The sequence below is a fragment of the Halomonas alkalisoli genome (assembly GCF_021412585.1).
Taxonomy (GTDB): domain Bacteria; phylum Pseudomonadota; class Gammaproteobacteria; order Pseudomonadales; family Halomonadaceae; genus Halomonas; species Halomonas alkalisoli.
The window spans coordinates 26,113-36,974 of sequence record NZ_JAKCMI010000043.1 but is presented as its reverse complement, the minus strand read 5'-3'; the positions used below and the strand labels follow the sequence as shown (position 1 = coordinate 36,974).

The 10,862-nt window shown below is 64.6% G+C and carries 11 protein-coding genes; 3 read left to right on the top strand and 8 right to left on the bottom strand.

Features of this window, described 5'->3' with window-relative positions:
• Positions 1-456: 456 nt before the first annotated feature.
• Positions 457-1,371 carry an AEC family transporter gene (locus tag LY622_RS20075; protein WP_234292505.1) on the bottom strand — a complete coding sequence of 305 codons (915 nt, stop codon included), beginning with the start codon at positions 1,369-1,371 and terminating at the stop codon, positions 457-459.
• 178 nt (positions 1,372-1,549) lie between these two features.
• Between LY622_RS20075 and LY622_RS20070 the strand changes: the two genes are divergently transcribed.
• Together LY622_RS20070 and LY622_RS20065 are read left to right on the top strand one after the other, a co-directional pair.
• Entirely contained in the window at positions 1,550-2,005 is a 456-nt protein-coding gene (locus LY622_RS20070; protein WP_234292504.1) for a hypothetical protein, read from the top strand.
• Positions 2,002-2,598, top strand: coding sequence for an SCO family protein (locus LY622_RS20065; RefSeq protein WP_234292503.1), 597 nt, complete (start codon positions 2,002-2,004; stop codon positions 2,596-2,598). The genes LY622_RS20070 and LY622_RS20065 overlap by 4 nt, the downstream gene beginning before the upstream one ends.
• A gap of 1 nt (position 2,599) precedes the next feature.
• On the opposite strand, the gene LY622_RS20060 is transcribed toward LY622_RS20065, so the two are convergent.
• The 7 genes from LY622_RS20060 to LY622_RS20030 all read right to left on the bottom strand — a co-directional run bounded on the left by LY622_RS20060 (position 2,600) and on the right by LY622_RS20030 (position 8,724).
• Complete coding sequence (locus LY622_RS20060; RefSeq protein ID WP_234292502.1) at positions 2,600-3,640, bottom strand: alpha/beta hydrolase family protein; 1,041 nt, start codon at positions 3,638-3,640, stop codon at positions 2,600-2,602.
• Between the two features lie 10 nt (positions 3,641-3,650).
• Positions 3,651-4,334, bottom strand: a complete 684-nt coding sequence (bamJ, locus tag LY622_RS20055; RefSeq protein ID WP_234292501.1) for a BamJ family beta-barrel-assembly machinery protein — start codon at positions 4,332-4,334, stop codon at positions 3,651-3,653.
• A gap of 128 nt (positions 4,335-4,462) precedes the next feature.
• A complete protein-coding gene (locus LY622_RS20050; protein WP_043516501.1) occupies positions 4,463-4,906 on the bottom strand; it encodes a universal stress protein in 444 nt (147 codons plus the stop codon).
• A 31-nt stretch (positions 4,907-4,937) separates the two neighbouring features.
• Positions 4,938-6,221, bottom strand: a complete 1,284-nt coding sequence (locus LY622_RS20045) for a TRAP transporter large permease (RefSeq protein ID WP_234292500.1) — start codon at positions 6,219-6,221, stop codon at positions 4,938-4,940.
• 27 nt (positions 6,222-6,248) lie between these two features.
• On the bottom strand, positions 6,249-6,827 hold the full coding sequence (locus tag LY622_RS20040; protein WP_234280527.1) for a TRAP transporter small permease: 579 nt from the start codon (positions 6,825-6,827) through the stop codon (positions 6,249-6,251).
• Positions 6,828-7,011: 184 nt separating this feature from the next.
• The gene (locus LY622_RS20035; RefSeq protein ID WP_234292499.1) at positions 7,012-8,031 is read right to left on the bottom strand and encodes a TRAP transporter substrate-binding protein; all 1,020 of its coding nucleotides are present in this window, start codon (positions 8,029-8,031) and stop codon (positions 7,012-7,014) included.
• Positions 8,032-8,133: 102 nt separating this feature from the next.
• Positions 8,134-8,724 carry a TIGR02444 family protein gene (locus LY622_RS20030; RefSeq protein ID WP_234292498.1) on the bottom strand — a complete coding sequence of 197 codons (591 nt, stop codon included), beginning with the start codon at positions 8,722-8,724 and terminating at the stop codon, positions 8,134-8,136.
• Between the two features lie 24 nt (positions 8,725-8,748).
• On the opposite strand from LY622_RS20030, the gene LY622_RS20025 reads away from it, so the two are divergent.
• Complete coding sequence (locus LY622_RS20025) at positions 8,749-10,713, top strand: ATP-binding cassette domain-containing protein (RefSeq protein ID WP_234292497.1); 1,965 nt, start codon at positions 8,749-8,751, stop codon at positions 10,711-10,713.
• Positions 10,714-10,862: the final 149 nt, after the last annotated feature.

Below are 10,862 nucleotides of genomic sequence, written 5' to 3'. Positions count from 1 at the left end.
CGGGAGCCCTTCGGCCTCCAGTCGTGAGCTAAAGCTTCCTCCAACAGCAGGGAAGTTGCCTGCCATGGCAGGAAAATGCAGCTGTTGGAGCGCTGGTTCCCATCGCGACTGGCGCCGTCAGGCGCCTCGGCGGAGCCTGAAACACCGGTGATGGCCGCGAACGTTGGCAATCCCGCCGGGAGGCTTTCGCCTCCAGTCGCGATCTAAAGATGCTCCAACAGCGGTGTGGCAGCGTCGGTGGATAGAATCGCTGTCGGACCGGAGCTAACAAAAAAAAGCGCCCTCAGGGAGGGCGCAGGCAAGACCGTGACTAGCAAATGAGGGGGAGAAACCATAACGAGGAACTGGCGATCCTCTTATGGGTGTGGCGCCTCATCAAACGCCACACCCGCACTGTAATCGTTCTCGTTTACGCCGTCAACACAAATGCGAATACTTTTTATTAAGTTTCATTCCCTAGCCGGCCAGTCGCAGCCAGAGCGGCAGCGTGGCCATGGCCAGCAGCGTCTGACCGGTGATCAGGGCGGCCATCAGCTCGGCATCTCCCCCCAGCTGGCGGGCCAGGATATAGGCCGAAGTGGCGGTAGGTAGCGCGGCGAACAGCAGCGCCACGTCACGGCTGACCGGGTCCAGCCCCAGCGCCGTGGCGAGCAGCAGCACCACGGCCGGCATCAGCGCCAGCTTCACCAGGTTGGATGTCCAGACGCCGCGGTCCAGGCGCATCAGCGCCCGGGGGCGCAGCGCCACGCCTACCGCGACCAGGCCTAGCGGGAGGGCGGCTCGTCCCAGCAATTCCACCGTGGCGCCGCTCCAGCCGGGAAGTCCGATGCCGGTCAGGTTCAGGGCGATGCCGACCAGGCAGGCAAGAATCAGCGGATTGCGTACCAGCGCCAGCAGGCTCTTGCCCAGACTGGAGGGACCCAAGGTGCCGGCGGCAATGAAGCTCGCCACGCAGAGGACGTTGACCACCGGTACCATCAGTGCCACGGCCACTGCCGCCACGGTAGCACCGGCAGAGCCGTGCAGCGCCGCCGCCCCGGCAACGCCCACGTAGGTGTTGAAGCGCACGGCGCCCTGAAATACCGAGGTGAAGGCAGCCGAGTCGAGCCCCAGTTTCGGCCGCAGGACCCACAGCAGGGTAGCAAAGAGCAGCAGGGTGCCGAGCAGCACCATGGCCAGACGCGCCACGGGCACCTGACTGACATCGGCGCTAGCCAGGGTGGCCACCAGCATGGCGGGAAACAGCAGAAAGTAGATCAGCCGCTCCATGGCGGGCCAGAAGTCGTCGCCGGGCAGGCGACGCCAGCCCAGCACGGCGCCCAGCAGTATCAACAGAAACAGCGGGCCCAATGCCTGCGCCACACCTTCCATTCCCCCTCCTTGCATCCAAGTAAAGCCGCTGCCCTGCGACATCCATCCACGGTCGACGCCCGGCAAATGCTGTTAAGCTTACCCCTCTGTTGCCTCTCATTGGAGTGCTGCTTTCGCCGTCATGAGCTCATCGACTCTGCCAGATCCATGGCACACCCGCTTTCCCGGACTCCGCCTGATGATGCTCGCCACCCTGCTGGCACTGGTGGCGGCCTTATGGTACCTGGCTTCGCACCTGGTGCGGGGTGACCGCGACATCGCCTGGTACGCCGCGGCTACCCCCTGCGAGTTGCACCGGTCGTCCTGTCAGGCGATGCTGGGCGGCTCCCGTCGCCTGAGCCTTGCGGCCGATGCACCGGGGGGGATTCGGGCGCTGGACCTGCTGCCCCTGACGGTAACGCTGGAGGGCGTGGAGGCCACTGCGGTTCATGTCGACTTCGTGGGTCGCGACATGGACATGGGCTTGCACCGTTTCCCTCTCGAAGCGCAGGATAATGGCCGCTACGAGGGTTTGGCCCAGGTGCCGATCTGCACCGAAGCTACCATGCCCTGGCTGGCCCGGGTCGTGGTGGAGACCGCCGATGGCCGGCTGGGTAGCCGGTTCGATTTTTCTGTGGAGCGAAGTGTGCCATGAAGCGACAGGGTATCTGGAAGGTGTTGGGTGTCGTGGTCGTGCTGGCCGTGGCGCTCGGTGGCTACGGCTGGTACGAGCAGCAGAGGGCGGCAGACGAAAGCGGTCCCCGGGGTGGCCCGGTAGAGCTGCCCTCGACCCGGGGCGATTTCTCGCTGACCCAGATGGATGAGGACCAGGTCGCCATACTCTTCTTCGGCTATACCTACTGTCCGGACGTCTGCCCCATGAGCATGGCCGTGATTCGTCAGGTCATGCAGGGGCTGGATGAAGAGCAGCGCCAGCGGGTGGTACCGGTGATGATCACGGTGGACCCCGAACGAGATACCGTGGAGCGTCTGGAAGAGTACGTGGGCTACTTCGGCGACGACTTCATCGGTGTGGCCGGCAGCGAGGCGCAGCTCGAGGAGCTGGCCGGGCGCTATAACGTGGTGTGGCGTCGGGTGGAGACGCCGGATTCGGCGATGGAATACACCGTCGACCACAGCTCCTCGCTCTATCTGGTCGATCGTGACGGCCAGATCCTGCAGCGGGTGCTCTATTCGCCGACCCCGCACCCGCTGCGCTCGGCGCTGGAGAGCGAGCTGGGCGGGTAGGTCATTCGTCCTCGGCCGGGTTCTCCTCCAGCCGGTCGATCATGGCCATCAGCGCGCTCACCTGGACCCCTTCACGGGTATCGTGCAGGGGGTCGAGTTGCCAGGTGCTCTCGGTAAAGCCCCACCAGTCCCAGCACCCCTGGGGATTGGCCAGGCTGGTTTTCGCCTGGGGGTAGAGCACGACCCGCTGGTTGGCCACGGCCCACTCGTTGAGGCCGCTGTGGCGGACGAAGGCCTCGTCGATCTGTTCGCTGTCCATCCCGCAGCCATGCAGGGCGAGTGTCAGGTCACAGCCCCCCGCCTGGCACGCCTCGGGGATCAGCGCATACCCCACCGAGCCCATCCCGCGTACCGCAAAGTCCTCCTGATCGAAGCGCAGCAGCTGCGCCATATCGACCTCTTGCGCCGGGGCAAGCTCGCCATGCAGCCAGGCGAGTGCCTCGCCGGCGACATCCGTGCCGCAGGCCAGCAGGTGAGTCCCGCCACCGCCGCGGCACTCGGCCAGCCAGCTGGGCGAAATCTGCTCGTCCGAGCGTATGGGCCAGCCGTGGCCGGCTGTCGGAGCGAGGTTCACCTTCAACTGCTCCCCGGGGCTGGCCAGCCAGCCGGACAGCTGCTCGGCCAGGGCTTCTCCCAGTGAGGGGTCGACGACACCGTCGGCCTCGCCGTGCCAGACATAGGCACGCAGCCCGGCCAGGTCGGAGGCATCACCCACCAGTCCGCGTGCCTGGTAATCGCGCAGCTTCAGGTTCAGGGCGGCCAGGTCCGGTGGGCCGCGCCGGGTTGACATGCACTGGCCCAGGGCGCGGCCCAGGCCGCCCTGGGCGCAGCTCCAGGGGCCGGCGGCGAGTACCGCCAGGCCCTCGAATCGCTCCGGCCAGGCCACGGCGAGCTGGGTGGCCATATAGCCACCCGAGGAGATGCCGATCACGCTGACAGCGTCGGGAGATGTGCTGAGTCGTGGCAGCTCCGGCAGCGGGTCGTCCGCCAGGGCGCCGACCGAGAAGAGGAGGCCAGCGAAAAGTGGGGGGAAGGCTCTCATGGGTGGGTTGTCAATCCATCACGTCGAGCAGTTCGACCTGGAAGATCAGCGTCTCGTTGGGTCCGATGGGGCCCTGTCCCTGCGCGCCATAGCCCAGCTCGGGGGGAATGAAGAGCATCCAGCTATCGCCGACGCTCATCAGCTGCAGCGCTTCCTGCCATCCCTCGATGACCTGGTCGACTCGAAAGCTCACCGACTCGCCGCGTTCGAAGGAGCTGTCGAATACGGTGCCGTTGACCAGCGTGCCCTCATAGTGGACTTCCACGTGGGAGGTCGGTCCCGGGCTTGGGCCCTCGCCGGCTTCCAGCACTTCATACTGCAGGCCCGACTCGGTGGTCTCGACCGCTTCCCGGTCGGCATTTTCGGCCAGGAAGGCTTCACCTTCGGCAAGATTGCGTTCGGCCATTTCCTGGGCTTCGGCCTGACGGTTGGCAATGGCCTGCTCCTGAAACCGGCTCAGGGTATCGGCCATGTCATCGGCGCTCATGGCCAATTCATTATCTTCGATGATATCGCGTATGGCGTCGGCGAAAGCATCCACGTCCAGGTCGGCATACTCCTGTGCGATGCTCTGGCCATAGGCAACCCCAAGGCTGTAGCTGAGGCGCTCGTCCTCGGTCTCCGGGGCGGCCAGGGCAAGCGGTGCTGCGGCCATCAAGGTGACCAAGGAGGCGGAAGTCAGGAGTGTCTTCATGCAGAATCCTTAGGTAATAGAAGCAGTGAGGCGTGAACCCGTTGGCAGCTATTCGGACTCTAACAGGGCCGGTCCGGTTCCGCACCCGCTGACAAAAGGGCGCAACCGGACCGGCGGTGTGGACCAGGTTAGACCACCAGGGTCGGGCAGTGTGCGGAGCCCGCCACGCGCTGGGCGACGCTGCCCAGCAGCAGGCTCTTCTCCCCGTTGGTGCCCTGGGCGCCGATCACGATCAGGTCGCACTCACGCTTGCGGGCGAAGCGCACGATGGTGCGGGAAGGGCGCCCGCCCTTGACGAAGGCCCGCAGCCGCGCCGGGTCGGCGCCCAGCTCCACGGCTTCGCCCTTGGCATGCACGGCAATCTCGGTGGCGTACTCCTTGAGCGCGTCATCGGGAATATCCAGCTTGTCGGGGCGCACCATGGAGAGCGAGGCTTCCAGCAGGCTGTGGTGCTTGAACACACAGAGAATATAGAGCTCGGCACCGGTCAGCATCTGTAGTCCGACGGCTTTCTGCAACGCCTTCATCGCGCCCTTCGAGCCATCCACCGGTATCAGTATCCGATTGAACATCATCATCTCCTTGGCGGGGTCAGTCTCGCGATCAGCGGAAGGCCAGGTCACGCAGGAACAGCGCGATCTGGGGGAACATGATGATCAGGGCCGCGGACAGCACCAGCATGAAGACGAAGGGTGGCGTACCGCGGATCACCTCCCAGTAGGGTCGCTTGAAGATGGCGATGGCGGTGAAGATGTCGCAGCCGAAGGGTGGCGTCGCCGAGCCTATCGCCACCTGCAGGGTGATCAGCACGCCCACGTGCACCGGGTCGAGGCCGGAGGCGGCGATGGCCGGTGCGAAGATGGGCGTCAGTACCAGGATGACCACGATGGGGTCCACGAACATGCAGGCGACGAAGAAGGCGACGGAGATCGCGATCAGCACGCCTATCGGCCCGGCCTCGTTGATGCCGAAGGCGGCGAGCAGGGTCTGTGGAATCTGGGCGAAGGAGATGATCCACGAGAAGCCGTTGCCCACGGCTACCAGGATGAATACCACCGCGGTGATCAGGCCGGTGGACTTGGCGATGGTATAGATATCCGGCATTTTCAGCGACCGGAAGATCACGAACTCCAGCAGTACCGCATAGAGTACGCAGGCGGCAGCCGCTTCGGTCGGGCTGAAGATGCCACCGTAGATGCCGCCGATGATCAGCACGGGGAAACCCAGCGGCCAGAGGGCGTTACGCACGGCGAGCGTGCGCTCCTTCCAGCTGGATTTCGGCTCGGTGGGTACCTTGTGGAAGATGGCGTAGAACACGCAGTAGATCGAGAACAGCAGAAGGATCAGCAGGCCCGGGCCGATACCGGCAATGAACAGCTCGCCGATGGAGGTGCCGGAAATGACCCCGTAGATGATCATGCCGATGCTGGGGGGGATCAAAAAGGCGATGTCACTGGAGTTGATGATCAGCGCCAGGGTGAAGGGGTCCTTGTAGCCCGCCTTGAGCATGCGCGGACGCAGCGGCGAACCGACCGCCACCACGGTGGCCTGGGTGGAACCGGAAACGGCGCCGAACAGGGTGCAGGAGGCGGCGGTGCTGACGGCAAGGCCGCCCTTCACGTGGCCGACGAAGCTCATGACCATGTCGATCAGCCGCCCGGCGGACTGGCCACGGGTCATGATATCGGCGGCGAGGATGAACATGGGCACGGCGATCAATGCCGTGGGCCGTATGCCCCCCATCATCTGCTGGATGAGGGTCTCCATCTGACCGGTGCCGCCGAAGGTCATGTAAAAGCCGACGAAGGCCGCCGTGACCAGGGGAATCATCATCGGGAAGCCGAGCAGCAGCAACACGATCATGAGGGAAACGATTATGGTTGTCATGGTGGTGTAATCCTCTCGTGCTCAGCGTCAGACTTCCGTTTCCGTGTCCTTGTAGCCATCGACCACATGGGTCGACAGATAGACATCACGGGAGGTGAGGTTCTTGATGGCGGTGAGCAGGTACTGAATGCCGGTGATGGTGAATCCGACCGGTACCCAAAGGTAGATCATCCATATCGGTATGCTCAGAGAGGGGAGCACGCGCCCGCGGCCGTAGAGCGTACTGATATAGCCGATGGAGTAGTAGCAGAGCACGAACATCACCACCGAGGTGAAGAGGCAGATGAAGATCATCAGCCATCGTCGGCCACCGGTGGGCAGGGCATCATAGAAGGCGGACATGCGGATATGACGGCCGTGACGGGCGGCATAGCCGAGCCCGGCAAAGGTGATCATCACGATCAGGATGCGATTCACCTCTTCGGAAAAATGCAGGCTCTCGCCGAGCAGGAAGCGGCTGAGCACGTTGGCCACCGTGTTGATAGCCATCAGGATCACCCCCATGGCCAGGATCGTGGACTCTACCTTGCTGATCCAGGTGTCGACGACGCCCAGGGGGCCGGGGAGCGTCGAGCGATAGTTCTTCTCGGATTCTTCTTCTGTCATGCGACCGGACTCCTGAGTCTTTCCCTGCGAAGGGAGTGAAATGCCATCTCCACCCTCAAGGGTAAGCAGCGAGGGACGGCTCCATCCCGCGGGACGTCAACGCTGATTGGCCGGGACGGAAACAATAAGGGGGTAGCCGGCGGGCTACCCCCCTCGCACGCTTACGATGAGTCGCCCTTGAGGCTTACTCCTCGCCGGTCACGGCTTCGAGGTCGGCCTTGAACTGCTCGAGCAGCTCCTGTCCGCGCTCACCGGTCATTTCGATGAAGCGCTCCTCGACCTGCGGGGCACGCTCGCGGAAGGCCTGGATCTGGTCTTCGTCGAGGCGGGTCACGGTAACCTCGTCGGAGGCTTCCTGGATTTTCGCCAGGGACTCATCGGCGAGCCCGGAGATGTGGCCGATGATGTGCTCATAGGCCGCATCGGTGGCGTCGCGCACCAGCTGCTGTTCCTCCTCGGAGAGGCCGTTGAAGAAGTCCTGGTTGGCCATCATGGCGGTGGTGAACCAGCCATGGCCGGTGAAGACCAGGTGTGGAGACACTTCGTAGAGGCCGCCGGACTCGATCCAGAAGATCGGGTTTTCCTGCCCCTGGATGATGCCGGTCTGGAGGCCGCCGTACACTTCGCCCCAGGGCAGCGGGGTCGGGGTGGCACCGAAGGCGCGGTAGGTCTCGGAGAGCAGCGGGTTGGTCATGATGCGGACGTTCTTGCCGCGCAGATCGTCCGGGCTGGTGAATGGCTCGTCCAGGGTGACGACCATTTCGCCTTCCGGGTACATCTTGAGAAGCTCGAGGCCCTGCTCCGCATAGAGCTCCGGGAACATCTCGTTGATGGCCCGGCTGGTGTTGAAGAACTCGATGACAGACTCTTCATCGGTGGGCAGCAGATAGGGGATGAAGAAGATCTGCGCCTCGGGAATCAGCGCACCGGTGAAGCCGGGGGACTGGTTGACGAACTGCAGAATGCCGGCCTGGGTCTGCTCCATGATGTCATCGGACTCGCCCAGTTCGCCAAAGCGATAGACCTGGACGGTGTTATCGGAATTTTCCTCGATATATTCCTTGAAAGCGATGGCGAATACGTCCTGCACATCACCTTCGAATTCCTCGTGCGCATAGCGCCACTCGGCGGAATGTGCCGCAGCCGACATGCCGAACAGCAGCGCGCCGATACTGGCAGTGGTCAACAGCTTGGTTGCCTTCATTATTGTGTTCTCCTCGCAGGTTGGGCCTGTGAAACTCGATCACATCTCCAGGCATCGCGCAGCCTCATGGACTGCATAGCTTTTTTCAGGCTAGCGTGGCACCTAGGGGGGGTCAAGCTGGCATTCGATGGTTTGAAGCGCTAAAAGTTGCGGTTTTTTCTGCAATTGCCAGCGCGATGCGAGAGAAAATGCCAGTTTTGAGCGAGAATCCGAGTGCCGGACGAGACCTTCACCGCGTTCGGCCAGGGCCTGCAGGCGAGCCAGGGTCTCCCCCTCGGCGGCAAGCTCGGTGTGCTGCAGCTGGCGACGCACCTCGGCCACGCCGGCGCTTTTGCTCGCCTCATCCTTCAGGCGTCGCCGCAGGACGCGCAGCACCGACGTGACCTCCCGCTGCCACCGTCGGATCGCCGCTAGTTCATCAGGCTCCGCTTCCAGTGCCAGGCCATGGTGGTGGAGCCAGCAGTGCCACAGCAGCTCGCAGACGTCCACGCCGGCTTCATCCTGCAGTGTCAGGCAGGCGGCCTCCACGCCGGGACGAGCGTAGAGTGCCAGGGCGAAGTCCCATAGCGGATCCGCCGCCAACCGGCTCCGCAGAGCCGTCTCCAATCGGGTAGAATCGTCACTCATGATCAGGCTGTCGCCATTTGCCGTTACCGTCTTCTGTTCGGGATTGCCGCCTACGGGCGGCAGCATCGTTTTCTGCTAATTGGAGTCTGCATGATTGCACTGCGCCAGGTCACCCTGCAACGCGGCACCCAGACCCTGCTCGAGGGGGCAGAGCTGACCCTGCACGCCGGCCACAAGGCCGGGATCGTCGGGCCCAATGGCGCCGGCAAGTCGAGCCTGTTCAGCCTGTTGCTGGGAAGCCTCGCGCCGGATCGGGGCGAAGTCGAGATGAGCGGCGGCCAGCGCATCGCCCACATGGCCCAGGATGTGGCGGCACTCACGCGCCCCATCGTCGACTATGTGCTCGATGGCGACCGGGAGCTGCGCCAGACCGAAGCGGCCCTGTCGCGGGCGCAAGAGCAGGGCGAGGCCCATCGAGAAGCCGAACTGCACGGTGCCATCGAGGCCCTCGACGGTTACAGTGCTCCGGCCCGTGCCGCCCAGCTGCTGATCGGCCTGGGCTTTACCCAGGCCGACCTCGAGCGCCCGCTATCGGATTTCTCCGGCGGCTGGCGGATGCGCGTCAACCTGGCGCGCACGCTCTTCATGCCGTCGGACCTGCTGCTGCTCGACGAGCCCACCAACCACCTGGACCTGGACGCGCTGCTGTGGCTCGAGCAGTGGCTGACGCGCTACCCGGGAACGCTGTTGCTGATTTCCCACGACCGGGATTTCCTCGATGCCGTCTGCGACCATATCGTGCACTTCGACCGCCGCTCCCTGGTGCTCTACCGCGGCAACTACTCCACCTTCGAGCGTACCCGGGCCGAGAAGCTGGCGCTGCAGCAGGCCGAAGCCGCCAAGCAGCAGGCCCGCCGCGCGGAGATCGAGCAGTTCGTGGCGCGCTTCCGGGCCAAGGCCACCAAGGCGCGCCAGGCCCAGAGCCGCCTGAAGATGCTCGAGCGCATGGGCGACATCGCCGTCGCCCATGCCGATTCACCCTTCCACTTCACCATTCCCTCCTCCGACAAGACCTCGCATCCGCTGCTGGTGCTCGATGAGGCCCGGCTCGGCTATCGGGACGAGTCGGGCAGCGAGCCAGGAGGGGAGAAGGTGCAGCTCGACGGGGTGAAGGTGAGCCTGTTGCCGGGGCAGCGAATCGGCCTGCTGGGCCCCAACGGGGCCGGCAAGTCGACGCTGATCAAGTCCCTCACCGGCGACCTGCCGCTGCTGGCCGGCAAGCGTATCCCGGGCGAGCACCTGGCCATCGGCTACTTTGCCCAGCATCAGCTCGAGAGCCTGGACCTGACCTCCACGCCGTTCCAGCACGTGCTGCGACTCTCGCCCACGGCAAGTGACCAGGCGATCCGCAACTTCCTCGGTGGCTTCGGCTTCCACGGTGATACCGTCTTCGCCGAGGTGGGAAGCTTCTCCGGTGGCGAGAAGGCGCGTCTGGCGCTGTCGCTGGTGGCCTGGCAGAAGCCTAACCTGCTGCTGCTCGACGAGCCGACCAACCACCTCGACCTGGAGATGCGCGAGGCGCTGACCGAAGCCCTGGCCTCCTTCGAGGGCACGGTGATCATCGTTTCCCACGACCGCCACCTGCTTCGGGCCACCGTGGATGAATTCTGGTGCGTGGCGGACCACCGGGTCGAGCCCTTCGACGGTGACCTGGAGGATTACCGCGCCTGGCTCAAGGCGCGGCTGGAGGGCGTGCGGCGTGAGGCGCGGGCCGACAAGGCCGAGCGACAGGCGGAGAGCGCTGCACCGAAGGAGGACCGCAAGGCGGCCCGCCGCGCCGCCGCCGAACTGCGCGAGAAGCTGCGGCCGTTGAAGAAGGTGCGCGACCGCGCCGAGCAGGCCATGGAGAAGGTCCAAGGCGAGCTCGCCACGGTGGAGGAGGCGCTGGGCGATGCCGAGCTCTACACCGACCCGGCGCGCAAGGCCGAGCTCACCGAGCGGCTGGCGCGCCAGGGCGAGCTGAAGTCGCGTCTCGATACCCTCGAAGCGGAATGGCTGGCCGCCGAGGAGGAGCTGGAAGCGATGGAGGCGGAGCTGCAGGAGAGCGGGGCCTGATCCATCCTTCGAGGCTTTGCCAACTAACGTTGATGGTTACCTGAGGCGAGCGGCGCAGGGGACAGGCCGGAGAGGAGGTCCGATGCCAGGGATGGCATCGGTAGCGCCCAGGGATGGGTTTACAGCGCCTCATCGACGGTCCGGCGCCC

Excerpts from the sequence above, each read along its gene's own strand:
- LY622_RS20075 (WP_234292505.1), bottom strand. The coding sequence starts at position 1,371 with ATGGAAGGTGTGGCGCAGGCATTGGGCCCGCTGTTTCTGTTGATACTG.
- LY622_RS20070 (WP_234292504.1), top strand. The coding sequence starts at position 1,550 with ATGATGCTCGCCACCCTGCTGGCACTGGTGGCGGCCTTATGGTACCTG.
- LY622_RS20065 (WP_234292503.1), top strand. The coding sequence starts at position 2,002 with ATGAAGCGACAGGGTATCTGGAAGGTGTTGGGTGTCGTGGTCGTGCTG.
- LY622_RS20060 (WP_234292502.1), bottom strand. The coding sequence starts at position 3,640 with ATGAGAGCCTTCCCCCCACTTTTCGCTGGCCTCCTCTTCTCGGTCGGC.
- bamJ (WP_234292501.1), bottom strand. The coding sequence starts at position 4,334 with ATGAAGACACTCCTGACTTCCGCCTCCTTGGTCACCTTGATGGCCGCA.
- LY622_RS20050 (WP_043516501.1), bottom strand. The coding sequence starts at position 4,906 with ATGTTCAATCGGATACTGATACCGGTGGATGGCTCGAAGGGCGCGATG.
- LY622_RS20045 (WP_234292500.1), bottom strand. The coding sequence starts at position 6,221 with ATGACAACCATAATCGTTTCCCTCATGATCGTGTTGCTGCTGCTCGGC.
- LY622_RS20040 (WP_234280527.1), bottom strand. The coding sequence starts at position 6,827 with ATGACAGAAGAAGAATCCGAGAAGAACTATCGCTCGACGCTCCCCGGC.
- LY622_RS20035 (WP_234292499.1), bottom strand. The coding sequence starts at position 8,031 with ATGAAGGCAACCAAGCTGTTGACCACTGCCAGTATCGGCGCGCTGCTG.
- LY622_RS20030 (WP_234292498.1), bottom strand. The coding sequence starts at position 8,724 with ATGCTGCCGCCCGTAGGCGGCAATCCCGAACAGAAGACGGTAACGGCA.
- LY622_RS20025 (WP_234292497.1), top strand. The coding sequence starts at position 8,749 with ATGATTGCACTGCGCCAGGTCACCCTGCAACGCGGCACCCAGACCCTG.